Here is a 25,079-nt window from a genome sequence, read left to right as displayed (position 1 = left end):
ATAGAAAACGACCGCCGCGTTTAGCGGGGTTGCGAAGCCGTCCTCCGCCCGGGCTGCCGGTACCGTTATTGGCGGGTGGCGTGTCCGGGGGGAGCGTTGGGGTGTCTTACCAGGGGGGGTCCGTGGGCCGGTTGGGGGAAAGCCCCCCCCCCCCCCCGCCCCCCCCCCCCCCCCACGCGGGCGATGAGAGCGAAGCGCTAGGGTGCCGACCGCTCCGCTATTTCGCGGCCAGCAGGGTGAACTTGTGAATTTGCGGCGGTTCGGAAAACAGTTCTTCTGCCTTGTCCATCAGTGCGGCGGCAACCTTGCCGTCGAGATGTGCCTGCCGATCCTCCTCTGTGTCGAACGTATCAAAGATCGCGTACGCACCGGGACCTTCCTCGATCGCATACCAGGTCAGAGTGCCCGGCTCAGCTTGAACGAGCGGCAATGCCGAGGTCAGGAAATCGGCGACATCGCGCTCTTTTCCGGGCTTGGCCTTCAGTGGTACATACAGGGCAAGTTTGGGCATAAATGACTCCTCAATTGAAACGGGCAGATATCGTTCCGCAAAGTAACGGACGAGCGGGCCAGTACGTTCCCCATGAGGCGGAGCACACGCGGCCCCGCCTCCTCGTCGAAATCAGAACTCCTGTGCGGTCGGCCGGATGACGATCGCGTTGACGTCTACGTCATCAGGTTGTTCGACAGCGAACGCGATAGCACGCGCCACCGATGCCGCCGGGATGGCCTGCTTGTAGAAGTCCAGCACCGTCTCGGCAGCCGTGCCAGAGGTCGTGAACTTCAAATCGCTTTCGACAGCTCCAGGCTCGATTGACGTGACCCGGACCTTTTCCCCCACCTCGTGGCGCAAGCCCTCGCTGATCGCGCTGACGGCGAACTTGGTGCCGGAGTAGACCGTGCCGCCCGGTGCGAAGACCTTGATGCCCGCAACCGAGCTCAAGTTGATGATGTGACCGCTGCCCTGCTCGAGAAAACCGGGAAGGGCCGCCGCGATGCCGTAGAGCGTACCCTTCAGATTGACGTCGATCATCTGGTCCCACTCGTCGGTGTTGACCTCGGCCATCGGACGGATCGGCATCAGCCCGGCGTTGTTGATCAGCACGTCGAGGCGGCCGAAGTCGGCAATGATTGCGGCGACGACGGACTGGACCGCCGATTTGTCGGTCACGTCCAGCGCGTAGCTACGTGCCGTGCCGCCGTTTGAAGCGATGTCCGCGACGACCTCGTCGAGCCTGTCCTTGCGCCGCGCGGCGATGGCCACCTTGGCGCCGCGTTCCGCGAGAAGGCGCGCGGTTTCCGCGCCGATGCCGGTGCTGCCGCCGGTAATGAGAACGACCTTGCCCTCGATACCCTTGGTCATGACTGTATTCCTTCAAGTCAGTTGTTGATTTTTCGCCGGATCGCGGCCCCGCGCCAGCGATAGGCGCGTAAATGAATGAGGCCCAAGAGCCCCGCGCGAAGCGCAGGTGCCAACAGACCGGTCATTCGCAACACGTCTGTGTCGAACGCCTTTGCAAGCCGTGCCGTACCCACCCATTCTTCAGGCTTGCCCATTGGCACCATCCTCAGGTTGACAAGACGGGGTTGAGGACAAACGCGGCGCGCTCGGCCAGATCGCCGATCTGAGACAGATAGTTTTGGAAGTGGGGCGTCGCGCGGTGGGCGGTAACCGCATCCGCGTCCGCGTACAGCTCGTCGAGGACGAAGCGGTTCGGATCGCTCTGGTCCTGCCAGAGATCGTAGCGCAAATTGCCCGGCTCGGCACGGCTCGGCTTTAACATGGCGTCGAGCAGAGCGTGCAGGCGGTCGACGGTATCCGCACGGGCGGTGAGCACGGCGACGATCTTCACGTTGGCTGTCATGGCACCGTTCCTTGTAATGGTTATATGCGAAGCGGGGCGCATCCTGAGCGCCCCGCCCGTCATCCTGGTACTCACGCAGCGGCGCGATCGAGGGCTTCGATCAAAGCGTCGGCCATGGCCTGGTCCGACGCCGGATTCTGACCCGTGATCAGCTCCCGGTCCACGACGACATTCGAAGCGAAGTTCTTGTCAGTGACCGAGACTACGCCACCGGCCGAGCGCAGCGCCTTTTCCATGTCGAAGAAGAGCTCGCCCTTCAGTACTTGCTCCTCGGCGATCTTCTCCTCGCTCGCCGAGAAGACGGTCATGCGGTAGCCCGAGTAGATCCAGTCTCGCGCCAGGTCGGCCGCCCCGGCGTCATCGCCTTCCTCCAGCGCCTTGCGGAAGGCCGGAGCATCGTCGAGCGTAGCGACAACGGCTACCGGTCCGTGGCAGAGGAGCGCGGTCGGCTTGGCCGCCGTGTGGAAGTGACGGAGGATCGTGCCCGCGTCGTGGTCCTGCATCAGGTCGACGACGGGAGCGTGGCCGCCCGGCACGAACACTCCGACGAAGCCGTCCAGGCCGCCCTCGACGACAGAGCGCAAGCTGCGGACGTCGTTCATCGCCGGGTGGCTGGCAAAAAAGTCGTTGGCTCGCTGGAATGCCGTCTCATCGCCACCAAAATGATCAACCGAAACGGAGACGGCGTCGATGTGCGGCTTGGCCCCATTGGGCGTGGCGAGAACGATATCATAGCCGGCGTCGAGCAGAGCCAGCGCGGGGACCGCCGTCTCGTTGAGATACTGACCGACCGTCGCGGTACCGCCGCCACGCAGACCGATCTGCGTCGCGTTCGATCCAAGAACGAGAACCTGTCCCTTGCTCATCTGAACCTCCATGTTCGCGGCGTCCGTCGCCGATGAATGGGAAATGGGCGTTGTTGACATATTCCAGAAGTTTATCTTTTTGATTTCAGATATAACGCTAACAGGATGACTGCATGCGCTACGATCTGAACCTGCTGCCGATCTTCGTCGCGTTGATGGAGGAGCGCAGCGTCACGCGCGCCGCCGAGCGCATGGGCATGACACAGCCCGCCCTGTCTAACGCCCTATCGCGTCTACGACTGATGCTTCAGGACCAACTGTTCGTCCGCGAGCGCTACGGCATCCAGCCGACCCCGATCGCGCTTGAACTCTCGCCGCTGATCGCCGAGGCACTCGCGCAGCTTGACGACGCGGTCCTCGGTCAGCAGGCCTTCGACCCCGTACAGGCCGAACGGCTCTTCACGATCGCGCCAAACGGCTATGTCGAGTTCGTCCTCGTCCCCGCTATCGTGGCGCGCCTGGAGAAGGTCGCCCCCGGCATAAAGCTTCGTCTGACGCCTTACGGGAACGATCTTGTGGAAACGGGCGTCGTGTCGGGCACGACGGCGCTCGTGCTGGGCCGCATCGTCGATCCGCCCGACAACCTCGTCGTCCAGCACCTGATGGACGAAGGGCTCGCCTGCGCCGTCCGCGCCGACCATCCGGGCGTCGGCGATGCCATGACGCGCGAGCAGTTCGAGGCGATGAAGCACGTCAACATCGTGCCGCCCGGACGGATGCGCGCCGGGCTGTTCCAGGCGCTGGCGCAGCAGCAGCTGAAGCGTGACGTCGCAATCTCCGTGACAAACTTCTTCGCGGTAGCCGAGATGGTGGCGGTGACCGACTACTGCGCCACCCTACCCTCACTCATCTGCAGGCGGCTGATGCACGACCCCCGGCTGAAGATCCTGCCGGCTCCGGTCGACCTCGGCAGCTTCCCCGTTGAGATGGCGTGGCACGTCCGCTACCGGCACGACCCTGCGCATCGCTGGCTGCGGGCTCTAATCGGCGAGGTTATCACCGATCTTAAGGGGAAGACGGCAGCGGCAGCCACGCCGTCGCCAGCCTGAGGGACGCTGTCGGACTGGCGACGTCGGTTGTGCATATCCCCGGACTCACCAAGTATCGCTTTATAGCCTCTGAAACGACAGGACTTATCATGCGCGCAGTCGCTTATCAGCAGCACGGCACAATCGATCGTGCGGAATCGCTCGTCGACATCGAGCTTCCCGATCCCATAGTCACTGGCCGCGATCTCCTCGTCGAGGTGAAGGCCGTCTCGGTAAACCCGGTTGATACGAAGGTCCGCAGCGGCTCGGGTCCGATCCACGGCGACTGGCGTGTGCTGGGTTGGGATGCCGCCGGTGTCGTTCGTGCCGTCGGCCCGGACGTGAACGGCTTCAAAGCCGGGGACGAAGTGTTCTACGCGGGGAGCATCGGCCGCGACGGGACGGACGCCGAGCTGCACTTGGTCGACGAGCGCATTGTCGGAAAGAAGCCGGCCAGCCTCGATTGGGCAGAGGCAGCGGCGTTGCCGCTGACGGCGATAACTGCGTGGGAGGCCCTCTTCGAGCGATTGTCCGTGCGTACTCCTGTAGCCGGTGCAGCACATGCGCTGTTGATTGTCGGGGGTGCTGGCGGGGTAGGCTCGATGGCAATTCAGCTTGCTCGCCAAGTACCCGAGCTGATCGTCATTGCGACGGCCTCGCGCCCTGAAACGCAGGCCTGGGTGGGTGAGCTCGGTGCGCACCATGTCATCGATCATCGCCAGCCGCTGGCTCGGCAAGTGGCGAATTTGGGCATCGGCGCGCCTGCTTTCGTCTTCTCGACCACGCACACCGACGAGCATATCGAGCAGATCGCCGAGCTGATCGCCCCGCAGGGACGCTTCGCACTCATCGACGACCCCAAGACACTCGATGTCGTACCGTTCAAACGGAAATCAGTGTCGACCCACTGGGAGTTCATGTTCACCCGGTCAATGTTCGAGACCGCTGATATGGAAACGCAGGGTCAGATCCTGTCGGCCATCGCCAGCCTCGTGGACGCCGGCGAGGTGCGCACCACCCTCACCGAACGGTTCTCCCCCATCAACGCCGCGAACCTCAAGCGCGCGCACCAGGCGCTTGAGAGTACTACCGCACGCGGCAAGATCGTCATCGAGGGTTGGCAGTGATGCGGTTCACGCTCACTCAACGTCCGCCGCGCCCGCGGCCCCCGCTGCACCAACTGAAAGGGACCAAGGCTCGGCGTTATCGATGCCAGCCATGTGCGGTTGTGGGCGTCGCTTTCGCTGGTTCACTGATATCTAAAATCGTAAAAGACCGTGATGTTTCGAGATAGCAGACGCGGTCCTCGGGTGAAAGCTCGGGACGTCTGCTAGCTCGGCATCTCACCAATCGGTGCCAAGAGAGGGGAGTGCTTCGGCTAAGAAGTCAATCCACGCCCGCGTCTTGGCGGCGGGGCGCCGCGTCGGGTGTGTGATGGCATATGCCGCTCCCAGCATCATAGGCGGCTCGTCCAGCTCAAGCTCGCTCAACTGGCCGGCGCGAAGCGCCTCTGCCGCAATAAAGCGTGGCCCATAGACCAGCCCTTGGCCCGCGATGGCAGCGCGAACCAAGGCCTCGCCATTGTCGGAACACATCGATCCTGAGATCGGCACCTTGATCGTCCCGTCTTTGCCGAACGCCCACGATGTCGTTCCTGCAAGCGACGCGTTGGTGTGGCCCAGACAATCGTGATCGCCGAGATCGGCCAGGCGGGTTGGCGTTCCCCGCCTCGCCAAATAAGAGGGGGCGGCACACAACACGACGCGCATCGCCACGAGCTTGCGGGCAACAAGCGCACTGTTGGCGAGGCGCCCGATCCGTACGGCGACATCCCAACGCTCTTCCAGCAGGTCGACGTAACGATCGTTGAAGCCCAGTTCGATCGTCACCTCGGGATGACGTGCGGAGAAAGCAGGGATGAGTGAGGCAAGGTGCAGAACGCCGAAGGTGGCGGGCGCACTGACGCGCAGCAGTCCCTGGGCGGTGATCGACCGCGACGATGCCTCCGCCTCGGCTTCTCCGATCTCCATCAGGATACGTTCGGCCTTTTCGAAATAGTCAGTGCCTGCCTCGGTCAGCGACAGCCGACGCGTCGAGCGCTGGACCAGCGTGGTGCCGAGCCGCGCTTCGAGGGCGTCTAGGTGCTTGGCCGCCATCGCCGGCGACATGTGCAGATCGCGTGCGGCAGCAGAGATGCCACCGAGCCTGATCGACTTTACGAACACGTCCATACCCGTCAACCGATCCGCCATGATTTCCTACCCGTGGTTGAAGCTGATCCTTCTACTCGGCAGATTATCATCGCGCGATAGAGGGCACATATTTCCGGTCAGCAGATCGAACGATGATCCAGGCCGCCTCCTCGGCGCCTGCACCGGAGTGTATGACCATGAGCGTCCAGCCCACCTACTTCATCCCGCATGGCGGCGGCCCCTGCTTCTTCATGGACGATCCACGCGGCGTGTGGAGCGGTATGGAAGCGTTCCTGCGCAGCTTGCCGGATGCGCTCGCCGAAAAGCCCAAGGCCATCCTCGTCGTCTCGGGACACTGGGAGACGGACGGCTTCGCCTTCACCGGCGCCGAACGGCCCGAGCTGATCTACGACTATTACAACTTCCCGCCCCATACCTATCAGCTGCGCTACGACGTGCCGGGCGCACCCGCGCTCGCCGCCCGTGCCGCGGCCCTGCTCAAGGATGCGGGTATCCCTTCCTCTGTCGACGCAAAGAGGGGCCTGGATCACGGCGTGTTCGTCCCCCTCAAGGTGGCTTTTCCGGATGCGGACATTCCGCTGATCGAGATGTCCGTCGAGCGCGGGCTGGACCCAGCCCTCCATGTTGCTGCGGGCCGCGCCCTCGCGCCACTGCGTGAGGAGGGCGTGCTGATCCTCGGCTCGGGCATGAGCTTCCACAACATGCGTGCCTATGGCGACCCGCGCTCGACACCGCGATCGCAGGCGTTCGACCAGTGGTTGGCCGAAAGCATGGAGCTGGACGGCCCGCAGCGGGCCGAGCGTCTGGCGCACTGGGCGGATGCGCCCTCGGCGCGGTTCGCGCATCCCCCGGCCAAGGAGGAGCATCTGCTGCCCCTGATGGTCGCGGCCGGCGCGGCCGAAGGCGAAGGCGCCCGGGTCTATGCCGAGGAAGTGCTGTCGACCGCCATCTCCGGCTTCCGTTTCAACTGATCTCACCGCGTCACCGAAGGAGAATTGTCATGACCATCGCCGTCACCGGCGCGACCGGCCAGCTTGGCCGCCTCGTCATCGAGAGCCTGAAGCGCAAGTCGACCGGCGAGCCGATCGTCGCGCTGGTGCGCTCGCCCGAGAAGGCCAGCGCTCTGGGCGTCGAGGCACGCGCTTTCGACTACGCGCAGCCCGAGACGCTTGCTCCGGCACTGGCCGGGATCGACACGCTGCTGCTGATCTCATCGAGCGAGGTCGGGCAGCGCGAGGCGCAGCATCACAACGTCATTGAGGCCGCCAAGCAGGCGGGCATCAAGCGTATCGTCTATACCAGCCTGCTGCACGCCGACCGTTCGCCGATCAGCCTGGGCGAAGAGCACCGTGCAACCGAAGCGTTGCTGGCGTCTTCAGGTATCGCGACGACCCTCCTGCGTAATGGCTGGTACACCGAGAATTACACCGCCTCGATCCCGGCAGCTCTGGAGAACGGCGCGTTCGTAGGCAGCGCTGGCGAGGGACGCCTGTCGCTTGCGACCCGCGCCGATTATGCCGAGGCCGCAGCCGTCGTGCTGACCAGCGGGGGTCATGAGGGTAAGACGTATGAGCTGGCCGGTGACGACGCGGTGACGCTTGCCGACCTTGCCGCCGAGATCTCGCCCCAGACCGGTCGCGACATCCCGTACCGCGATCTACCGCAGGCCGAATACGCTGCAATCCTGAAGCAGGTCGGCCTGCCCGAGGGTTTCGCCGAGGGGCTTGCGGCGTGGGACGTCGATGCCTCAAACGGTGCGCTGTTCGATGACGGTCATCAGCTCTCGAAGCTGATCGGACGTCCGACGACGCCGCTGGCCGACGCCGTGCGGGCGCAACTCGCCGTGCAGGGCTGACGTTACGGACAACTCCGACCGATAACGACCATCCCTGGAGATAGCGCATGAACATCGACCTTTCCGGCAAGACGGCGCTCGTGACCGGCTCGACCGTCGGCATCGGCTTTGCGATCGCGAAGGGGTTGGCGGCAGCCGGGGCGATCGTCGTCCTGAACGGGCGCGACGAGAGCCGCACCCAGGCGGCGGTGGCCGAGCTAAAGCGTGAGGTCGGGGATGCCGATGTGCGCGGTGTGGCCGGAGACGTCGGCACGGAAGCCGGATGTGATGCCATCGTATCCGCGCTTCCGGAGGTCGACATCCTGGTCAACAATGCCGGCATCTTCGGCCCGCAGGACTTTTTCGAGACGCCGGACGCGGAGTGGGAACGCTTCTTCCGGGTCAATGTGCTGTCGGGCGTGCGCCTGTCCCGAGCCTATCTGCCCGGGATGCGGGACAAGGGCTGGGGTCGCGTGCTGTTCCTGTCCTCGGAATCCGGCCTGAACATCCCGGCGGACATGATCCACTACGGCGTAACCAAGACCGCCGACCTTGCCCTATCGCGTGGCCTGGCCAAGCGCATGGCAGGTACGGGTATAACAGTGAATGCCATCCTTCCCGGTCCGACATTGTCGGAGGGCGTGGCCGAAATATTGGCGGACGAGGTGACCTCGGGCAAATCGTTGGAAGAGGCCGGCGCCGATTTCGTCAAGGCGCACCGACCGTCCTCGATTATTCGGCGTGCTGCCACGGTCGAGGAAGTCGCCAACCTGTGCGTCTACATCGCCTCTCCACAGGCGTCCGCGACCACCGGTGCGGCGCTACGTGTTGACGGCGGTGTGGTGGATACGATCGCCTGACTTTCAGTTTGGCCTATCCCGATTGGGAAGGGCGGCCAGCACTACCAATGCGCGATGGATTTTGCCACAGCGACGCTTCCTCAACATCGGAAAACCCGTTGCGAAAACCACCAGCACATTGCAGGGTGGTGGATATATTTTCTGGCGGGATCATGATGCTCAGCGGATATGTGAGGGTGTCCAAGGCTGACGGATCGCAAACGCTGGCGCCGCAGCGCGACGCACTGCTCGCGGCCGGCGTCGATGCCTCGCGTACTTATGAAGACCTAGGGTCAGGACTCATTGGCCATAACCAGAAGATGACGGTGGCAGCGAGGGCGATGGCGGAGAAGAAGACGGTCGGGCAGCGATCGTAGCGGGTGGCGACGCGGCGCCAGTCCTTGAGGCGACCGAACATGATCTCGATGCGGCTGCGGCGCCGGTAGCGCCGCTTGTCGTACCTGACCGGCTCGTTGCGGGATCGCCGACCCGGGATGCAGGGCTGGATACCCTTGGCCTGGAGAGCGTCCCTGAACCAGTCGGCGTCGTAGCCGCGGTCGCCGAGCAGCCACTGCGCCTTTGGCAGATCGTCGAGCAGCGCTGCCGCGCCGGTGTAGTCGCTGACCTGGCCGGCGGTCATGAAGAAGCTCAAGGGGCGGCCATGCGCGTCGGCGAGGGCGTGGAGCTTGGTGTTCATGCCGCCCTTGGTGCGCCCGATCAGGCGGCCGGGATCCCCCTTTTTACCCGCAGGCTCGAAGCCGTGCGGTGCGCCTTCAGGTAGGTGGCGTCGATCATCACCGTCTTCGGCTCGGCTCCCGCCGCCGCAAGCCCTTCCATCATCCGCGTGAACACGCCCGCCGCGCCCCAGCGCTTCCACCGGTTGTAGAGCGTCTTGTGCGGCCCGTAGGCGCTGGGCGCATCGCGCCACCGCAGCCCGTTGCGGTTCACGAACACGATGCCGCTCAACACCCGTCGATCGTCAACGCGCGGCTTGCCGTGGCTCTTGGGGAAGAACGGTCGCAGCCGCTCCATCTGCTCGTCCGTCAGCCAAAACAGGTCGCTCATCTAGGTCTCCTCACGGAGCCTGAATCAGATCGCGACGCTCACATCAATGGGTCCTGACCCTAGGGGCGGCCGAGACTTCAGTAGTCATATTTGGTCCTATATGTGGAGCGCAGCGCAGCGGCCGCGTCTCCGAAAAAATTAAGTGAGAAAAAACCCCACCCGGCGCGAACCGGATGGGCGAGAGCGTGCATTTTAGGCAGCCCAATCGACTGCCTGCTTCTTCGCGCCCGCCTCGACGGCGGCCAGCAGCGTGTCGTTGGCTAAATGCGAGTAGCGTTGGGTGGACTGGTAGCAGGCATGGCCCAAAACTCGGCCGACCGCGAATAGATCGACACCGCTGTTGATCATAAACGATGCGGCAGAGTGTCGAAGGTCGTGGATGCGAAGATCACCAAGCTTCGCCTCGTACCGCGCGGTTTGCCACGAGTGCTTGATCGAGCCGAGCGGCTTGGCCGGGTCGAAGCGGCTGGGGAACAGGTAACGTGCCCCATCCCTTCGCTTGATTTGCCGGATCACGTCGATGGCCACTTGGGAAAGTGGGACGTGCCGAGCCCCTTTTGTGTCGGCATCAACGCGTGTGAGCTTCCTGGCTGTCGATGCTGGTCCTGTGTTCCGCTTGTTCGTCGGTAGACACCCGAACGTATCCGACGACTTGTTCGACTGTCTTTTTGAGTATTTTTTGTTTCCGATAGAAGCTGGGCGTCGGATCAGTGTCCGCCGATCGCGTGTTCGAAGAGGCTAAACTGCGGGTGGCCAGCGGCGGGCTCCGAGCAGACGTCTGCGGATTTGCAGAGGTCAGCGAATTCGCGGCGCTCTCGAGTCGCGCAACGATGCGGCAGCCTCAAACGACACCATTGTAGAAAATCTATCATCCGTTCGACGTATCGAGATCGGTCAAACGGCCTGATGCCCGTCAGCCAGTTCTTTTAGCGGCGTGGCAATATTGGCGAGGGCGGCGGGATCGGGGGACATGGCCTCGGCCACTAGCCTGTGTCCCTGGACGTAGTCCTTGACCGCATTGATGCAATCGAGCGCAATTATCCTGCCTTGTCTGAGATACAGAATCGAAAAGCTGCCGCTGGCAGGGTCGCCACGGACGACGGTCGCATCGTGCCCGGTCGAAAGGCCAACGGTTTGCACTTTGAGGTCGTACTGGTTGGACCAGAACCACGGAACCACGTCATAGGCGACGTCCATGCCGAGAATTGCCTTGGCTGCGACTGCCGCCTGGTCGGCCGCATTCTGCACCGATTCTAGGCGGACTCGGGCCCCGGCAGCGAAGCGGTTGGCATGGAGCGCGCAGTCGCCGATTGCGTACACGTCGGGCAGGCTGGTGCGGCATTGTGCATCGATCGCGACTCCATTGCCGTGCTCAGCGCCCGCCGCCACCAGCGGCTCCACCGCCGGCAAGACGCCGATTCCGACTATCACCATCTGCGCGGAGACCACCTCGCCACCCGTCAGGCGCACACCGGTCGCCCGGGCATCACCCTCTATCGCTTCGACTGTGGTGCCTAGGCGAAGTTCGACGCCATGGGCGCGATGCTGCTGCTCGAGGAAGCGTGACAGCGCCTCGCCCGCGACTCGAGCCAACACCCGGTCAAGCGCCTCTACCAGTACGACCTTCTTGTCGGACTTGGTTAGCACCGCCGCCGCCTCCAGCCCAATATAGCCGCCGCCGATCACGACCACCTCCTCAACGCCGACCAGGGCATCGCGCATGCGATCGGCGTCGGCGCGCGTGCGAATGGTGTGGACGCCAACCAGGTCGTGCCCCTGGCAGGACAGCCTTCGCGGGGCGGCCCCGGCAGCCCAGACCAAGGCGCCATATCCGAACGTCCGGCCGGTATCGGTCGTCACGCGATGCGCGTCGGCGTCGATTGCGATCACGCGGGTGCTCAAGCGTATTTCGACATGGCGCTCATCCCAGAATGCCGCCGGGCGAATCAGCAGCCGGTCGAAGGTCTTCTGGCCAGCCAGATATTCCTTGGAGAGGGGAGGGCGCTCGTACGGTAATTCGGGCTCGTCCCCCAAGATCAGGACCGATCCGTCGAATCCATTCTGGCGCAGCGCGATGGCGGTCTGCGCGCCGCCATGCCCCGCGCCCACGATCACGACATCGTAGCGATTCTGCATTCAACCTCTCCCGCGCGCCGCACCGGCCCGATTCCGCACCGACGCCTAATATACTACGAGATAAAAGTATATTGGGCGATTGTGGAGCCGATGCCCGCTGTCGCGATCCGGCAACCCTGCGCCCCGCGTACTTCACTGCAAACCAGATTCGGCCTGCGCTTGACAGGCTTTTCAGTGACTGCCACATACTTCGATATAGCAGTTGTTTCAAATACGTCCGGCCGGGCAAAAGGGCTCCGGCGACGTCATGACCGGGGCGCCCAACCGTGCTTCCGAGAGTGATTTCGCTTGCCTGTTGGAGCCAACGGATCGGACAGCAGGGAGGATGACATGGAAGAATTCCGCATGGGACCTATGGGGCGCCGTATCGAGGGCCGCGCCCGTACCCTCGCGCCGGCCAGAAGCACCAGGGCATGGTTGCTGGCATGCGCGGCCACTGCGATCTTCACGGCAGCACCGGCACTGGCTCAGGAAGCGAACCCTGCGCCCGAGGCGCAGGACTCCGCAGTCGCCGACGTTACCGATGACGGCGAGATTCTCGTCACCGCGCGCCGCCGCGCCGAAAGCCTCCAGGACGTGCCGGTCGCGATCACCGCGCTCGAGGGCGAAACGCTGCGCAATCAGGCCGTCGTGAAGGTGGAGGATCTGGCGCGCGTCGCTCCGGGGTTTAGCTCCTCGCAATCGGTGCGCGGCGGAAGCTCGCCCAGCTATTCGATCCGCGGGCTGAAAGGGGCGACGTCGCAGACGCTGCTTCTGGATCCGGCCGTCGGCATCTATTTCGCCGACTTCAACCTGTCGCGCGGGACGGGAACCAACCAGAGCCTCTACGACCTTCAGTCGGTCCAGGTCCTGCGCGGGCCCCAGGGTACGCTGTTCGGCCGCAACTCCACCGGCGGTGCGGTGCTGGTCGAGCCCAATCGCCCCAGCGACCGCTTTGAGGGATATGTCGAATTGGGTGCCGGAAATTACGAGATGCGCGATGTCGAGGGGATGATCAACATCCCGATCGGCGACGCCATCGCCATCCGCGCTGCGGGCAAGATGAGCCGGCGCAACGGATACATGCACGACGTGGTCAACGATCGCTATGCGAACGAGCTCGACGCCACCTCCGCACGCCTTTCGATCCGCCTCCGGCCCAGCGACAATTTCGAATCGACCTTCATCGGCAGCTATTACAAGGGCGGCGGCGCCGACGCGGCGATGAAGCTCTACGTCGTCGCGCCCGACGGCGTCACCTCCGGCCTCGGGCCGGCGCGCGCGGCGATCATCACGGCGCTCCAGTCCGAACTGGCGCGGGCGCAGGCACTGGGACCTTATGAGTATCGCAACCAGCCTGGCACCTTTGCGGATGTGTACGATCGCGCCCGCACGATCCAGAACAACACCCAGATCGAATTGGGCGACACTCCCCTCGGCAAGATCACGCTCAAGAATGTGATCGGCTATCGCGACGTCGCGAACCGATATCCCGACCCCTATCTGACGGGCTCGGCGGTAGACCTGTTTCATCACGAGTTCGGCCGTCTCAACAGCTCGTCGTGGAGCGAGGAGTTCCAGATACAGGGCGATGCCGGCAAGTTCGACTATGTGCTGGGCGCCTATTATTTCAAGGAACAGGGGACGGACGGATTCGACAGCGTCCAGTTCAGCTACCTCGCCTCGCCCGAATTCCTCTCCACCCAGCCCCAGGCGGTGCGGGACTATGTCAGGACCCGCTATCCCGTGCGTAACCGTTCGGAGACCTTCGCGCGGAATCAGAGCTATGCGGCGTTCCTGCACGCCGAGTACGATTTGTCCGACCTCTTGCAGGGTCTGAACATCGCCGGTGGCATTCGCGTGACCCACGACAAACGCGCGGTCGTGTACCGCGGGCAGAACACCACCGGAATGAACCCGACGGCCTATCGGTGTGTGGCAAATAGCGTCACGACCACGTCGTTCGATCGCGACGCCTGCGCCGTGCCGACGGAGATTTCCTATACGGAGCCCACCTACGATGCGAGCCTGAGCTATAAGATCAGCCCAGATGTCCTGACCTATCTCAGCTACAATGTCGGATATCGCGCTGGCGGCTTCAACAACTCGCCGCCAATCACCGGCAGCCTCGAGGGCGTCTCGTTCGAACCCGAATTCGTAAAGTCGCTTGAAACCGGGCTCAAGAGCAATTTCCGCGTCGGTGGCGCCCGGGTGCGCTTCAACGCCGCCGCCTTCTACGAATGGTTCAGTAACATCCAGCGCCAGACATTCCGCACCGCTAGCAACGGCGGCGTTTCCAGCGGCGTCAACAATGCCAGCTCGCTTCGGATGTACGGCGGCGAATTCGAGCTGAGCATCAGCCCGACGCGTCGGCTGCAATTCTCGGGCAGCTACGCGTTTATCCGGCCCAAATATACCAAATACACCGACATCCAGGTGATCTCCGGCGTTCAGAACATCATCGACCTGAGTGACGCGCCGCTGGGCTTCGTGCCCTACAATCAGTACAGCGCGAGCGTCCGTTACGACCTGCCGCTTCCAGAAAGCGCCGGCGAGGTTTCCGCATTTCTCACCTGGTCCGGCCAGAGCGGCATGACCCCATCGGACAATGCCACGTCGAACTGCGGCCCGGCTGGCACCTATTTCAACTGCCTCAACCGGCTGAGCCGTCTGCCCGGTTTCAGCACGGTGAACTTCCGGCTCGACTGGCGCAACGTGGCATCCGCCAAGTTCGATCTCGCGTTATTCGTCAACAACCTGACCGACGAAGTATATTATCCGTTCGCGCAGCCACTGCTGACTCCGTTCGGGACCAGCGCCCGCGCCGTCGGCGCGCCGCGCACCTGGGGTGTTTCGCTCCGCGTGCCGTTCGGCGATGGAGGGTATTGAGTGGCGCAGCGCCCTGCGGGCGCCCAGCATGCAACGAAGCAAGGGCCAATCAGATGACAGTCGCGTACAGGCTCGAGGGGACGGAGCATGGCAGCTCCGGCCCGGCCATCGGCGAGGTTCGGCAATCATGGTGGCTGGTGGCGGCGATGACCTTCGGCATGGCGGTCAGCGCCGGCTCGATCGGCCACTATGCCCTTGGCGGCTTCCTCAAGGATATCGTTCGCGAATATCACTGGACACGGGGCGGCGCCTCGACCGGCATCTCGCTGTTTCTGATCGGGCTGGGCATCGGCATCCCCTTCTTCGGCGTTCTGGTCGATCGCTGGGGTCCCGCGCGCCCCGCCCTGGCGTCGGTCATCCTGTTTTCCTTATCGCTCGCCGCGATCTCGCAGGCGGGCGGCGAGATCACCTTTCTGATCCTCTTCCCGGTAATGGGCTTCCTCGCCGGCGGGACGACGGCCGTTCCGTATTCGGTGGCGATCACTCGCACCTTCGATCGCCGTCGTGGCCTGGCGCTGGGAATAGGCTCGGCGGGCGTCGGGCTGGGCGGTGCGCTTCTGCCCCGCTACGCTGGCTATCTTATCGACACCTATGACTGGCGGACGGGCCTGCTCGGGCTTGCGGTGATCGTTCCGCTTGTCGCAATTCCTGCAATCCTCGTCGGGCTCAGGGGCCGGGCAGCCGCCGCGCCGCAGCCGCGCGATGCGGCCTCGTCGGCCAAGACCCAGCCGGGTTGGCGGACCTACCCCTTTTGGATCATCGTCAGCGGCGTGTTCCTAATCTCGGCCAGCGTCGGCAGCGTGCTGGTTCACGGCATTGCCCTGTTGACCGACCGCGGGCTGGACCGGCTGGCGGCCGCGGCGATAGTGTCGACGATGGCTAGCGCCAGCATCGTCGGCCGCGTCGCCGGCGGCTATCTGATGGACCGGTTCTTCGCTCCGTGGGTGTCTGCCGGCTTCTTCCTGCTGGCGGGCGTCGGGATCACGATCATCCTCCTCGCGGGATCGAACGGGATCCTCTGGGTCGGTTTCATTCTGGTCGGGCTGACCGCGGGCGCGGAGGCGGATATCGTGATCTACTTGACCACCCGGTATCTGAGCCTGGCCAGCATCGGCCGCTATACCGGCCTGATGATCACCGTCTTTACCGTCGCGAGCGCGGTAGGCGTCTCGGCGCTCGGGCACGCCTTCGACGCCTTTGGAAGCTATCAGCCGGGCCTGGTTGCCTGCATCGCCGGAACGGTCGCGGCTGCGGTGGTGATCATGCGCCTCGGCCCCTATCCGGCTGCCGTCGGCGACGGCGACATTTCAGCAACCCCCTCCTGAGCGGAACATCAGATGCCCCTCGACCTAGACACGCTCGTTACCGACGACGGCTTGATCAGCCGCGAGATATTCTCGTCGGCCGAAGTCTATGCCCGCGAACGCGAGACCGTGTTCGCCAAGAGCTGGCTTTTCGTTGGCCATGTCAGCCAGATTCCAAACCCGGGCGACTTCTTCCTCTCGACGACCGGCGAGGATTCGGTGATCCTCAGCCGCGACACCAAGGGGAAGGTCCACGTCTTCCTCAACAGCTGCCGGCATCGCGGCATGCGGGTCTGCCGTTTCGATGAAGGCAATACGCGGCGTTTCCTGTGCCCCTATCATGGCTGGACCTATGCCAGCGATGGCACCTTGCTTGGCGTGCCTGAATTCACCAACGGCTATCAGGGCGTGCTCGACAAGAGCCAATGGGGCTTGATCGAGCCGCCCCATCTCTTCGACTTCCATGGCATGATCTGGGTCAACTGGGACCCGCAGGCGCAGCCGTTCCTCGAAAGCCTGGGCGACATGGCATTCTTCCTGGAGGACTTCCTGCGGATGCCCGATGGCGGCATCGGCGAATGGGAAGTGATCGGCGGCGTGATGAAGTGGCCGATCCCTGCCAACTGGAAATGGGGCGCGGAAAACTTCGCCGGCGATTTCTATCACGGCATCAGCCACGCGTCGGTCGATCAGATCGCGATCAGCCCGTCCGGTGAGCTGGGCCGGCACCAGAGCGATGCGGTCAAGCGGCCGATGAAGCTGATCAACGCCTCGATTGCAAAGGGCGGCCATAGTGCGCGCGGGCGGCTGTTCGAAGACGATTATCCCTACACTTCCGAATATGGCAAATACGCGGAAGTGGACCGCTATTTCGCCGATGCCTATGAGAAGCGGCAGCAGCGACTGGGACCGCTGGCGCGCCTGCACGGCGCCGGCGGGACCGTGTTCCCCAACATGTCCTATTCGAACGGCCGCTACAGCATCGCAGTTTGGAACCCGCGCGGCGCCGATCGCACCGAGGCGTGGCGCTGGTATCTTGTCCCCAAGGACGCTCCGGAAGCGGTGAAGGATGTGATGCGGCATTATGCCATTCGCTATCAGGGTCCGTCCGGCATGACCGAGCAGGACGATCTGGAGAATTGGAACTACGCGCATGAGGCGTGTCACGGCAACGTCGCGCGCAAGCTGGATTTCAACTACCAGCTCGGACGCGAGACCGACGATTCGCTGCTCGCCGGCTGGAATCTGCCCCACACCACCGTGGCGGCCGGGTTCACCGAGCATAACCAGCGCGGCTTCTATCGGCATTGGCAGTCCATGCTGTCCGGGGGGCAGGGCTGATGGAGAACGTGGCTTTTCAGCATTCCCTTCCGGCCCTCGTCCACGAAGTCGAGCAATTCTATTTCCTCGAGGCCGACATGTTCGACGAATGGCGGCTTCGCGAATGGCTGGAGCTCCTGGCTGACGACGTTCGCTATTTCATGCCGATGACTCGCAATGTCGCGCACAATAATCGCGCGGCGCAGTTCACGCGTCCGCAGCAGGATGTGGCTTGGTTCGACGACGACAAGCAGATCCTCGTCGCGCGCGTCGAGCAAATCCTTAGCGGGGTCCACTGGGCGGAAGAGCCGCTGTCGCGCATCTCGCATCTCGTCACCAATGTCCGCATTCATGCGGCGGAGGGCGACACGGTCGAAGCCGGATCGCGCTTCCTGATCTACAAGAACCGCATGCAGAGCGAGACCGACATCTATGTCGGCAAGCGCCGCGATGTCCTGCGCCGCACTGCGGACGGCCTGCGCATCGCGAAGCGCACGATATGGCTCGACCAGAATGTGCTGCTCGCCAAGAACCTGACGACGTTGTTCTGACGATGCCCGGCTGCGCAATCGTTACCGGCGGCACCTTCGGCATCGGCCGGGCGATCACCCTCGCCCTGGCCGAGCGCGGCCATGCCGTGCTCGCTTTCGGGCTCGACGGGCAGACGGGCAGCGTCGCGCATGACGGGGTCGAGGGGACGCATCGGGCGCTCGAAGCGCGCGGCCTGTCCGCCGACCTGCTCGATGCCGATGTCAGCAAGGAAGAAGACGTCGCGATGATCGTCGAGTCTGCCCTGCATCGCCACGGTGGCATCGCCGCGCTGGTCAACAATGCCGCGGTCCATCCCCGCGGCGACATCCTGCAGACCAGCACCGCAATGTGGCAGCGCGTACTGGCCGTGAACCTGACCGGGCCGTTTCTGATGAGCCGCGCGGTCGTGCCGCATATGGCGGCGGCGGGCGGCGGCGCCATCGTCAATATCGGCTCCGGCTCGCAATGGGGCCGCGCCGATCTGCTCGCCTACAGCGCCAGCAAGGGCGGCCTGCACGCCCTCACCATGGCGCTAGCGCGCGATCATCTGCACCAGCACATCCGTGTCAACATGGTCGTGCCCGGGCCGACCCGGACCGGCATGACCACCGGCGCCGCGGCTGCGCCCGGGTTCGACCAAGCGGCGCGGACCACCGTCTCTGGCGATATCGTCGAGCCCGAGGAAGTCGCCGAAGCCGTCGCCTTCCTGCTCTCGCCATCCGCGCGGCAGATCAGCGGCACCGTGCTCGATGTCGGCTGCTTTGGCCATCAAGGCGGGCCTGTTCCGCAAAAAGGATGATCGGGGAGCCACGCTATGGACAAGCAGAATCACGCCCGTTATATACTTCGATATCGAAGCGTTTTCGGTGACGGTATGGGCCGATCGCTGGCACTCAACAGGAGCAGTAAAAGGTGACTCCCCAACTCAACGACGTGCTCTGCCGCGTGGAAGGTGCCGCGCCCATGGGGAAGATCATGAGGGCGCACTGGATGCCGGCCTGCATGATCGAAGAGGTCGCCGAACCCGATGGCGCGCCGGTCCGCGCCCGCCTGCTGGGCGAGAATCTGGTCGTGTTCCGCGGTACCGACGGTCGCGTCGGCGCGCTTGAGGAGCAGTGCCCCCATCGCCGCGCGTCGCTCTATTTCGGCAGGAACGAGGAAGGCGGCCTGCGCTGCCTCTATCACGGCTGGAAGTTCGATGTTGAAGGCAACGTCCTCGACATGGCCTGCGAGCCCAGCGCCGAGCGGGTGTGCAGGCAGGCGAAGCATCGCTCCTATCCGGTGCGCGAAGCCGGCGGTTTCGTGTGGGTGTGGATGGGCGATCCCGAGGCGCCGTCCGATTTCGACATGCCCGCCTGGGCGCCGACGCCGGACACCCGGATCAGCATCGTCAAGATGCACGTCGATTGCAATTGGGCCCAGGTGCTCGAAGGCTCGATCGATTCCGCGCACAGCTCCAGCCTGCATTCGACCAACATGCCCTCGGCGGCCGATGTCGATGGCTCGACCGCGACCGACGAAGCCTGGTTCCGGCCTACCGTCGACAAGGCGCCGCGCATCGAATCCGAAGTGACCAGCTACGGCTTCCGCTACGCGGCGATACGCCGCCCGCTGGTGAACGAGGAAACCCATCAATATGTGCGCTCGACGCTGTTCGTGGCGCCGTTCACGGTCCTCATCCCGCCCAACGACCAGTATAATCTCGCCCAGATGCTGGTGCCGATCGATGACGTGAACTGCATGTTCTACTGGATCGCCTGGCACGAGACCAAGGGGATCGAGCAGGAAGCCTGGCGCCGGTTCTGCGCCGCGCGCGTCGGCGTCGACCTCGATGCCAACTACCGCAAGCTGCGGAACGCTTCGAACGATTACATGCAGGATCGCGAGGCGATGAAGAACGGCGACTTTACCGGCATCACCGGCATTCCCGCGCAGGACATGGCGATGTGGGAATCGATGGGCCCGATCGCTGATCGCAGTCACGACATGCTCGGCTCCAGCGACCTCGCCATCGTTCGCTTCCGCCGCCAGATGCTTGCCGCGGCGAAGGCGGTCGAAGCCGGCAAGCCGGCGATCGGCACGGCACAGCCGCGTATCCCGCACGTCAAGCTGCGCTCGTTCGAAGGTGTCATCCCCAAGACGGTGGACTGGAAGACGCTCGATGCGCGCCGCTATCAGGAAAAGCGCGAGATCGTGGTCGAGAACGTATGAGCGAAGCGCCGCCGGCATTGATCGCGGGGTTCGATGAGCGCCGCTTCGTTGCCGATCTGCTTGCCGAGGATCTGGGCCCGGGCGGAGACATCACCTCGGCCGCCACGCTTCCGCCCGGCGCGACCCTTGCCGCGACCATGGCGTCCCGCGATTCCGCAGTCGTCGCCGGGCTGGCACTGGCCGCGACGATATTTCGCGCCGTCGATCCGCTGCTGACCATCGACGTCCTCGTCGCAGACGGCGCGCTGGTGCCGCCCGGAACGGCCTTGATGCGCATCTCTGGCCCGGCGGGGGGCCTCCTGGCGGGCGAGCGCTCCGCCCTCAATCTGGTCCAGCACCTCTCAGGCGTGGCTACGCTGACCCGCGCCTATGTCGACCAGATCGCGGGCACCGGATGCGTGCTGCTCGATACTCGCAAGACCCTACCGGGCCTGCGCCTGCTGGAGAAATATGCGGTGCGGATCGGCGGGGGGCAAAACCACCGCATGCGTCTCGACGAAGCGGTGCTGATCAAGGACAATCATATCGCCGGCGCCGGCGGCGTGACCGAAGCGGTCGCGGCGGCACGGCGTGGGGGGCATGACCGGATCCAGGTCGAGGTCGACACGATCGACCAGATCGCCCCTGCGCTGGAGGGCGGCGCGACGATGCTCCTGCTCGACAATTTCGATCTTGAGGCGTTGCGGGTGGCAGTGGGGCTTGTCGCAGGCCGTGTGCCGCTGGAGGCGTCGGGCGGGGTCAGGCTGGATACGATTCGCGCCATAGCCGAGACCGGCGTGGACTTCGTCTCGGTTGGGCGCATTACGCAGTCGGCGCCGGCGATCGACATCGGTCTGGACGTGGCCACGCTGGGTCGGGATTGGATCCCACGACATGGCCGTTGCCGCGCGACCGTGCCGCTCGGTGCCGGCGGCGGACAGACGCCTTGACCGCCTTGCCCGCACAAACCATGATCTCCCGCAAGGGTACCTCGACGTCGAAGGTATGCGTCGGCGTTGTCCCATCTGCTGCGCCCCGGGGGAAGATGATAAAGTCGGAGAAACTGCCGCCAGACCGGAGCCTTGGCCGACAAGTTCGCGCATGTCATCGCGGGTTCGACCGGCTGTTGAACGCGCGCCTGAGTTCGCACAAGCTCAAGACCGGCTATTGGTATTATCTGCGCGCCCTCTGGTCGGAGGACGGCGTGACCCAGAAGCGGCTCAGCGACCTTACCAACGTCACCGAGACGACCACCGTCAGCTTGATCAACGGGATGATCGAGGCCGGGCTGGTGACCCGCACCCGCGACACCGTCGATCGCCGCAAATTCGCCGTGAACCTGACGGAGGAAGGCCGCGCGCTCGAGGGCGAGTTGATGCACCACGCGATCGAGATCAACGAAGTCGCCGCGAGGGGCATCGCCAAGCGCGAGCTCGAAACCTGCCTGTCAGTGCTGGCGCGGATGATCCGCAACCTCGATATCGAGATCAAGACGATCGAAAGCGATCAGCCTTCAGGCTAGGTCCAGGGTCAGGACAATTGGAGCCCTCGATCAAGAGTGAGGCTATCGCCCTGTTGCGCGCGCATGTAGCGAAACGAATGTCACACCAAGGTCATACTATCCACATGTTCCCGCGGCGATCCTCCATGCGGAATTCCTTAATCGCGGTTCGCGTTCTCGCCGGGATCGACCCTGTCAAAGAGCGGCCGCCGAGCGGCAGCGCATCCACCTCAGCATGCGAGATCCTGCATTTCAAGCTTATTGAAACTCTTGATCGAGGGGAGACGACCATCGCCCAACCGCACGCTATCCAATCCAATTGCATGCAGTCCTAGATGCGGAATGCCTCCAGCGTCTCCGGCGCGAACAGTTCCTCTACCGCCAGCTGGCGCGCCGACAGCCCTTGCTCGTGATGGTAGCGCAGGAAGGTGTCGAGGGCGGCGCGGTTCCGCTCGAGGCCGTACGGCCACCAATCCTCGCCCAGTGTGCGGACCGTGTCCTCCACGGCAGCGATCTGCCACGGCAGCATCGTCTTCAGCGCCGCCGAGATCATCAGATCCTCGTAGGTGTGGCGCTGCGCCTCGACAAATGCCTTGAGCAGCGACTGGGCGATCCAGCGGTTTCGTTCATACACTTCCCGCCGAATCGCGATGACGTGCATGATCGGGAAAATGCCGGTCCGGCGATAATAGTCCTTCTCGACGGCCACCGGGTCCGCGAACAAGCGGCGAACCAGATGCGGGCTATGGTGGAAGCTGCTCGGCGCGCGCGCGGTGTGCAGCGCATCGATTTCGCCGTCCGCCAGCATCCGGCTGAGCGTCCGTTCGGAGCCGATCGGCACGAGGCGGAATTTCTCGGGCAGGTCGAGCTTGAGCTTCTCCTCGCGCCCGGGTTCTTCCTCTCCGCCGGTGAAGTAGGTCGGCGAGGCGGGATCGATGCCATATTCGTCGTGCAGGATTCCCCGAATCCAGACCGGCGCGGTCATCTGATATTCGGGTACGCCGACGCGCTTGCCGGCCAGATCCTCGGGGCGTTCGATCCCGCTCGTCGCCGATACGAAGATGCAGCTGTGGCGGAAGAAGCGCGAGGGGAAGACCGGGATCGCGACAAACGGCGAATCGCCCCGCGCCAGCGATACGCAATAGGATGACAGCGACAGTTCGGCGGCGTCGAATTCGCCGAAGCGCAGCATCCGGAAAAAGGTCTCCTCGACCGGCAGGCTGACATAGTTGAGGTCGATGCCGTCGACGCGAACGCGCCCGTCCGCAATCGCGCGCGTCCGGTCATAGTCCCAGCAGGCCAGGGTTAGGTTCAATCTCGTCATGAATCAGGCCCTCAGGTGTGGGGAAGCAAGTTGATCACGCGCCTCTCGGCAGCGGAACGACGGATCGCTTCGCACGCCGCGATCGTGCCCGCGCTCCATTCGGCGCCATGCACCGGAGCCACGCCGTCGCGCGCCGTACTGACCAGCGCGTCGAAGACCGACTGTCGCGGGAGGGCGGAGGACGGCAGCGGATGCGCGCGCACGCCGGCATGGCCCAGTTCGATCACCTCGACCGGGGTCGGGCGGAAATCCGCTCCGTCGCAGCTGACGATCAGCAATCCGAAATGCTCGTGATGCGGCGGATGCTGCACGGCCGCGTCGACATCCGCCAAAGCGCCGCCAAAGCCGCGGCCAGCCTTCAGCTGCGCTTCGCCGTCTTCAGGCAGGCGGCTGCGGGCGGAGGGCCCGGCGCGCGGGGCTTTCTGAAAGCCGGTCTCCGAAATCCAGCCGGCGAACTCGTCGGTGTCGAACAGCCCGTGGCCGTTATAGACCAAAGTCGCGCATGCCCCGCAGGCGAAGTTCAGCATCGCGCTATACGCCCCCTCGCCGCCCCGCCCCGGGTCCCAGCTCAGCGTCCGCGCGAACACGCTCTCGATCTCCGACCCGATCAGGCGGCGCACGATGTCGATCTGGTGCGATGCCTGGCTGAAGACGACGCCGCCGCCCTGGTCCGGGTCGAGCTCCTCGGCCCGGCGCGGGCGATAGAGGAAATCGGTATAGGTAAGCATCGTCAACATGCGTACCTGGCCGTATGCGCCGGTGTCGATCAGGCGGCGGGTCAGCTCGATCTGCGAGTCGTATCCGTGGCTCGGACCCACCAGCAGTGCGACCTGCGCCTCGGATGCCGCTGCTGCCATGCGGCGGCACTCCGCCGAGTCCAGCGCCATCGGCTTTTCGACCAGCACGTGCTTGCCCGCCTGCACGGCCCGGATCGATTGCTCGCAGTGGAATTGGTGCGGAGAGGCAATGTAAATCGCATCGATCTCGCGATCGGCGCACAGCGCGGCAAAATCGGCATAAGCCCGCCCGCCAAAGTCGCGCGCGAACGCGCTACGCGCCTCGGGCCGCGGGTCGAAGGCTGCGACCAGCTCGATATGGGGATGGGCGCGCATCGCCGGCAGGCTCAGCACGAATCCCCGCCCCAGCCCCGAAATGCCCAGCCGGATCGCGCGCCCGCTCATCGCTGCGGCTCTGCGCTGGACATTCGCGCCACCCAGGCGAAACAGGTTCTAGACAAATATGCCATCGGGCGGTAATTACTTCGATATCGAAGTTAAAGTCAATGTTGGGATGAGGGATGCGGGCAAGCTTTTGGATCGACGCAATGGGTGCGGAAGTGCGGTTCAGCGATGCCGGCGGCTATCGCACGCGCAGCATCGTCGCGGGCCGCGGCACGCCGGTGATCCTGTTGCATGGCATCACCGGGCACGCCGAAACTTGGATTCGCAACGTCACGGCGTTCCCATCCGATTTCGAAGTCCATGCGATCGACATGCTCGGCCACGGCCTGACCGAGAAGGCGGACATCGAATATTCGACGGTTGCGCTCGGCGAGCATGTCATGGCCTATATGAGCGCGCAAGGCATCGGCTCGGCCTATCTGGTCGGCCAATCGCTGGGCGGATGGGTGGCCGGATGGATCGCGGTCAACCACCCGGCGCGCGTGCTCGGCTATGTCTGCGTGACGGGCGCGGGCCTCGAGGTGGGCGACGACGCCGCAGAGCTGACTCGCAAGATCGGCGCGAAGGTCGGCTCGGCCACGGCGAAGGCGACCGAGGCACCGACCCGCGAAAGCGTCCGCACGAGACTCGAATGGCTGATGCACGACAAGAGCGTGGTGACCGACGAGCTGGTCGAAACGCGCTACCGCATTTATTCCGACGCGGATTTCATGGCGCTCTCCGGCGGGATGGTCGGCCAGTTGACGGGCGCCGGTGGCAATGCCTGGACCTTGACGCGCGAGCGCCTCGCGCGGATTGCCTGCCCCGCGCTCGTCCTGTGGACCCGACAGAACCCGACCATGCCGTGGGAAGTCGGGCAGGAAGCGAGCCGGGTCATCCCCGGGGCGCAATGGTATCTGATGGAAGACGCCGGGCATTGGCCCCAGTTCGAGAAACCCGAAGAATTCAACCGCGTCGTCTTCGCTTTCCTCAAGGCTGCGGAGTCGGCGCGGCGCGTGGCCGGAGCCGGCTGAG

The 25,079-nt window shown here is 64.3% G+C and carries 25 protein-coding genes and 1 pseudogene; 15 read left to right on the top strand and 11 right to left on the bottom strand.

The window, feature by feature from the left end; genetic code table 11:
- Nucleotides 1-217: 217 nt before the first annotated feature.
- The 5 genes from BFL28_RS08710 to BFL28_RS08690 form a co-directional block, all read right to left on the bottom strand.
- On the bottom strand, nt 218-511 hold the full coding sequence (locus BFL28_RS08710) for a putative quinol monooxygenase (RefSeq protein ID WP_009823882.1): 294 nt from the start codon (nt 509-511) through the stop codon (nt 218-220).
- A 111-nt stretch (nt 512-622) separates the two neighbouring features.
- On the bottom strand, nt 623-1,363 hold the full coding sequence (locus BFL28_RS08705; protein WP_069320197.1) for an SDR family oxidoreductase: 741 nt from the start codon (nt 1,361-1,363) through the stop codon (nt 623-625).
- A gap of 17 nt (nt 1,364-1,380) precedes the next feature.
- Nucleotides 1,381-1,557, bottom strand: coding sequence for a hypothetical protein (locus BFL28_RS20895; RefSeq protein ID WP_158011638.1), 177 nt, complete (start codon nt 1,555-1,557; stop codon nt 1,381-1,383).
- Between the two features lie 11 nt (nt 1,558-1,568).
- Nucleotides 1,569-1,865 carry a putative quinol monooxygenase gene (locus BFL28_RS08695; protein WP_069320195.1) on the bottom strand — a complete coding sequence of 99 codons (297 nt, stop codon included), beginning with the start codon at nt 1,863-1,865 and terminating at the stop codon, nt 1,569-1,571.
- Between the two features lie 71 nt (nt 1,866-1,936).
- Nucleotides 1,937-2,731, bottom strand: a complete 795-nt coding sequence (locus BFL28_RS08690; RefSeq protein ID WP_069320200.1) for a type 1 glutamine amidotransferase domain-containing protein — start codon at nt 2,729-2,731, stop codon at nt 1,937-1,939.
- Between the two features lie 113 nt (nt 2,732-2,844).
- Between BFL28_RS08690 and BFL28_RS08685 the strand changes: the two genes are divergently transcribed.
- The gene (locus BFL28_RS08685) at nt 2,845-3,780 is read left to right on the top strand and encodes a LysR family transcriptional regulator (protein WP_069320194.1); all 936 of its coding nucleotides are present in this window, start codon (nt 2,845-2,847) and stop codon (nt 3,778-3,780) included.
- Between the two features lie 89 nt (nt 3,781-3,869).
- Nucleotides 3,870-4,886, top strand: a complete 1,017-nt coding sequence (locus BFL28_RS08680; RefSeq protein WP_069320193.1) for a zinc-binding alcohol dehydrogenase family protein — start codon at nt 3,870-3,872, stop codon at nt 4,884-4,886.
- 216 nt (nt 4,887-5,102) lie between these two features.
- On the opposite strand, the gene BFL28_RS08675 is transcribed toward BFL28_RS08680, so the two are convergent.
- Nucleotides 5,103-6,011: a LysR family transcriptional regulator gene (locus BFL28_RS08675; RefSeq protein WP_069320192.1), complete on the bottom strand. Its 909-nt coding sequence runs from the start codon at nt 6,009-6,011 to the stop codon at nt 5,103-5,105.
- Nucleotides 6,012-6,103: 92 nt separating this feature from the next.
- On the opposite strand from BFL28_RS08675, the gene BFL28_RS08670 reads away from it, so the two are divergent.
- The 4 genes and pseudogenes from BFL28_RS08670 to BFL28_RS21430 form a co-directional block, all read left to right on the top strand.
- Complete coding sequence (locus tag BFL28_RS08670) at nt 6,104-6,943, top strand: DODA-type extradiol aromatic ring-opening family dioxygenase (protein WP_241527272.1); 840 nt, start codon at nt 6,104-6,106, stop codon at nt 6,941-6,943.
- Nucleotides 6,944-6,972: 29 nt separating this feature from the next.
- The gene (locus tag BFL28_RS08665; protein ID WP_069320191.1) at nt 6,973-7,827 is read left to right on the top strand and encodes an SDR family oxidoreductase; all 855 of its coding nucleotides are present in this window, start codon (nt 6,973-6,975) and stop codon (nt 7,825-7,827) included.
- A 47-nt stretch (nt 7,828-7,874) separates the two neighbouring features.
- Complete coding sequence (locus BFL28_RS08660; protein WP_069320190.1) at nt 7,875-8,666, top strand: SDR family NAD(P)-dependent oxidoreductase; 792 nt, start codon at nt 7,875-7,877, stop codon at nt 8,664-8,666.
- A 155-nt stretch (nt 8,667-8,821) separates the two neighbouring features.
- Nucleotides 8,822-8,944 (top strand): annotated as a pseudogene (locus BFL28_RS21430) (recombinase family protein); the annotation flags it as partial.
- Here the strand turns inward: BFL28_RS21430 and BFL28_RS20115 are convergent.
- The 3 genes from BFL28_RS20115 to BFL28_RS08640 all read right to left on the bottom strand — a co-directional run bounded on the left by BFL28_RS20115 (nt 8,923) and on the right by BFL28_RS08640 (nt 11,846).
- Nucleotides 8,923-9,710, bottom strand: a protein-coding gene (locus tag BFL28_RS20115) for an IS5 family transposase (RefSeq protein ID WP_119184573.1) whose coding sequence is annotated in 2 segments (ribosomal slippage) — nt 8,923-9,377 and nt 9,377-9,710 — 789 coding nt in all. Because the reading frame shifts where the segments join, the coding sequence is not laid out codon by codon here. The pseudogene BFL28_RS21430 and the gene BFL28_RS20115 sit on opposite strands and share 22 nt — an antisense overlap.
- 192 nt (nt 9,711-9,902) lie before the next feature.
- Nucleotides 9,903-10,400: a site-specific integrase gene (locus BFL28_RS21425; RefSeq protein WP_277621000.1), complete on the bottom strand. Its 498-nt coding sequence runs from the start codon at nt 10,398-10,400 to the stop codon at nt 9,903-9,905.
- A 204-nt stretch (nt 10,401-10,604) separates the two neighbouring features.
- The gene (locus BFL28_RS08640) at nt 10,605-11,846 is read right to left on the bottom strand and encodes an NAD(P)/FAD-dependent oxidoreductase (protein WP_069320186.1); all 1,242 of its coding nucleotides are present in this window, start codon (nt 11,844-11,846) and stop codon (nt 10,605-10,607) included.
- A gap of 330 nt (nt 11,847-12,176) precedes the next feature.
- Here BFL28_RS08640 and BFL28_RS08635 point away from each other — a divergent pair, with 330 nt between their 5' ends.
- The 8 genes from BFL28_RS08635 (at nt 12,177) to BFL28_RS08600 (ending at nt 21,581) form a co-directional block, all read left to right on the top strand.
- Nucleotides 12,177-14,714, top strand: a complete 2,538-nt coding sequence (locus tag BFL28_RS08635; RefSeq protein WP_079247031.1) for a TonB-dependent receptor — start codon at nt 12,177-12,179, stop codon at nt 14,712-14,714.
- A 53-nt stretch (nt 14,715-14,767) separates the two neighbouring features.
- Nucleotides 14,768-16,039 (top strand): MFS transporter, encoded by a 1,272-nt coding sequence (locus tag BFL28_RS08630; protein ID WP_069320184.1) that lies wholly within the window; start codon nt 14,768-14,770, stop codon nt 16,037-16,039.
- A gap of 12 nt (nt 16,040-16,051) precedes the next feature.
- Nucleotides 16,052-17,359, top strand: a complete 1,308-nt coding sequence (locus BFL28_RS08625) for an aromatic ring-hydroxylating oxygenase subunit alpha (protein WP_069320183.1) — start codon at nt 16,052-16,054, stop codon at nt 17,357-17,359.
- On the top strand, nt 17,359-17,889 hold the full coding sequence (locus BFL28_RS08620) for a 3-phenylpropionate/cinnamic acid dioxygenase subunit beta (RefSeq protein ID WP_069320182.1): 531 nt from the start codon (nt 17,359-17,361) through the stop codon (nt 17,887-17,889). Before BFL28_RS08625 ends, BFL28_RS08620 begins: the two co-directional genes overlap by 1 nt.
- 2 nt (nt 17,890-17,891) lie before the next feature.
- Nucleotides 17,892-18,668 carry an SDR family NAD(P)-dependent oxidoreductase gene (locus BFL28_RS08615; protein ID WP_069320181.1) on the top strand — a complete coding sequence of 259 codons (777 nt, stop codon included), beginning with the start codon at nt 17,892-17,894 and terminating at the stop codon, nt 18,666-18,668.
- A 164-nt stretch (nt 18,669-18,832) separates the two neighbouring features.
- Entirely contained in the window at nt 18,833-20,080 is a 1,248-nt protein-coding gene (locus BFL28_RS08610) for a Rieske 2Fe-2S domain-containing protein (RefSeq protein WP_079247034.1), read from the top strand.
- Complete coding sequence (gene nadC / locus BFL28_RS08605) at nt 20,077-21,009, top strand: carboxylating nicotinate-nucleotide diphosphorylase (protein WP_069320179.1); 933 nt, start codon at nt 20,077-20,079, stop codon at nt 21,007-21,009. Before BFL28_RS08610 ends, nadC begins: the two co-directional genes overlap by 4 nt.
- A 176-nt stretch (nt 21,010-21,185) precedes the next feature.
- Nucleotides 21,186-21,581, top strand: coding sequence for a MarR family winged helix-turn-helix transcriptional regulator (locus BFL28_RS08600; protein WP_241527271.1), 396 nt, complete (start codon nt 21,186-21,188; stop codon nt 21,579-21,581).
- 310 nt (nt 21,582-21,891) lie between these two features.
- Here the strand turns inward: BFL28_RS08600 and BFL28_RS08595 are convergent, their stop codons facing one another.
- A complete protein-coding gene (locus BFL28_RS08595; RefSeq protein ID WP_069320177.1) occupies nt 21,892-22,884 on the bottom strand; it encodes a substrate-binding domain-containing protein in 993 nt (330 codons plus the stop codon).
- 11 nt (nt 22,885-22,895) lie between these two features.
- Nucleotides 22,896-24,065: a Gfo/Idh/MocA family protein gene (locus tag BFL28_RS08590; protein WP_069320176.1), complete on the bottom strand. Its 1,170-nt coding sequence runs from the start codon at nt 24,063-24,065 to the stop codon at nt 22,896-22,898.
- Between the two features lie 116 nt (nt 24,066-24,181).
- On the opposite strand from BFL28_RS08590, the gene BFL28_RS08585 reads away from it, so the two are divergent.
- Entirely contained in the window at nt 24,182-25,078 is an 897-nt protein-coding gene (locus BFL28_RS08585) for an alpha/beta fold hydrolase (RefSeq protein ID WP_079247030.1), read from the top strand.
- The last annotated feature ends 1 nt before the right edge of the window (nt 25,079 follow it).

This window comes from Sphingomonas turrisvirgatae (genome assembly GCF_001721295.1).
Classification (GTDB): Bacteria; Pseudomonadota; Alphaproteobacteria; order Sphingomonadales; family Sphingomonadaceae; genus Sphingomonas; species Sphingomonas turrisvirgatae.
The sequence above is the reverse complement of the archived record's forward strand: the minus strand, read 5'-3'. Positions and strand labels throughout refer to the sequence as shown.

Excerpts from the sequence above, each read along its gene's own strand:
- BFL28_RS08680 (WP_069320193.1), top strand. The coding sequence starts at position 3,870 with ATGCGCGCAGTCGCTTATCAGCAGCACGGCACAATCGATCGTGCGGAA.
- BFL28_RS08675 (WP_069320192.1), bottom strand. The coding sequence starts at position 6,011 with ATGGCGGATCGGTTGACGGGTATGGACGTGTTCGTAAAGTCGATCAGG.
- BFL28_RS08710 (WP_009823882.1), bottom strand. The coding sequence starts at position 511 with ATGCCCAAACTTGCCCTGTATGTACCACTGAAGGCCAAGCCCGGAAAA.
- BFL28_RS08695 (WP_069320195.1), bottom strand. The coding sequence starts at position 1,865 with ATGACAGCCAACGTGAAGATCGTCGCCGTGCTCACCGCCCGTGCGGAT.
- BFL28_RS08625 (WP_069320183.1), top strand. The coding sequence starts at position 16,052 with ATGCCCCTCGACCTAGACACGCTCGTTACCGACGACGGCTTGATCAGC.
- BFL28_RS08665 (WP_069320191.1), top strand. The coding sequence starts at position 6,973 with ATGACCATCGCCGTCACCGGCGCGACCGGCCAGCTTGGCCGCCTCGTC.
- BFL28_RS20895 (WP_158011638.1), bottom strand. The coding sequence starts at position 1,557 with ATGGGCAAGCCTGAAGAATGGGTGGGTACGGCACGGCTTGCAAAGGCG.
- BFL28_RS08595 (WP_069320177.1), bottom strand. The coding sequence starts at position 22,884 with ATGACGAGATTGAACCTAACCCTGGCCTGCTGGGACTATGACCGGACG.
- BFL28_RS08670 (WP_241527272.1), top strand. The coding sequence starts at position 6,104 with ATGATCCAGGCCGCCTCCTCGGCGCCTGCACCGGAGTGTATGACCATG.
- BFL28_RS08685 (WP_069320194.1), top strand. The coding sequence starts at position 2,845 with ATGCGCTACGATCTGAACCTGCTGCCGATCTTCGTCGCGTTGATGGAG.
- BFL28_RS08585 (WP_079247030.1), top strand. The coding sequence starts at position 24,182 with ATGCGGGCAAGCTTTTGGATCGACGCAATGGGTGCGGAAGTGCGGTTC.
- BFL28_RS08640 (WP_069320186.1), bottom strand. The coding sequence starts at position 11,846 with ATGCAGAATCGCTACGATGTCGTGATCGTGGGCGCGGGGCATGGCGGC.
- BFL28_RS08630 (WP_069320184.1), top strand. The coding sequence starts at position 14,768 with ATGACAGTCGCGTACAGGCTCGAGGGGACGGAGCATGGCAGCTCCGGC.
- BFL28_RS08635 (WP_079247031.1), top strand. The coding sequence starts at position 12,177 with ATGGAAGAATTCCGCATGGGACCTATGGGGCGCCGTATCGAGGGCCGC.
- BFL28_RS08705 (WP_069320197.1), bottom strand. The coding sequence starts at position 1,363 with ATGACCAAGGGTATCGAGGGCAAGGTCGTTCTCATTACCGGCGGCAGC.
- BFL28_RS08590 (WP_069320176.1), bottom strand. The coding sequence starts at position 24,065 with ATGAGCGGGCGCGCGATCCGGCTGGGCATTTCGGGGCTGGGGCGGGGA.
- BFL28_RS08615 (WP_069320181.1), top strand. The coding sequence starts at position 17,892 with ATGCCCGGCTGCGCAATCGTTACCGGCGGCACCTTCGGCATCGGCCGG.
- nadC (WP_069320179.1), top strand. The coding sequence starts at position 20,077 with ATGAGCGAAGCGCCGCCGGCATTGATCGCGGGGTTCGATGAGCGCCGC.
- BFL28_RS08610 (WP_079247034.1), top strand. The coding sequence starts at position 18,833 with ATGGGGAAGATCATGAGGGCGCACTGGATGCCGGCCTGCATGATCGAA.
- BFL28_RS08660 (WP_069320190.1), top strand. The coding sequence starts at position 7,875 with ATGAACATCGACCTTTCCGGCAAGACGGCGCTCGTGACCGGCTCGACC.
- BFL28_RS08620 (WP_069320182.1), top strand. The coding sequence starts at position 17,359 with ATGGAGAACGTGGCTTTTCAGCATTCCCTTCCGGCCCTCGTCCACGAA.
- BFL28_RS08690 (WP_069320200.1), bottom strand. The coding sequence starts at position 2,731 with ATGAGCAAGGGACAGGTTCTCGTTCTTGGATCGAACGCGACGCAGATC.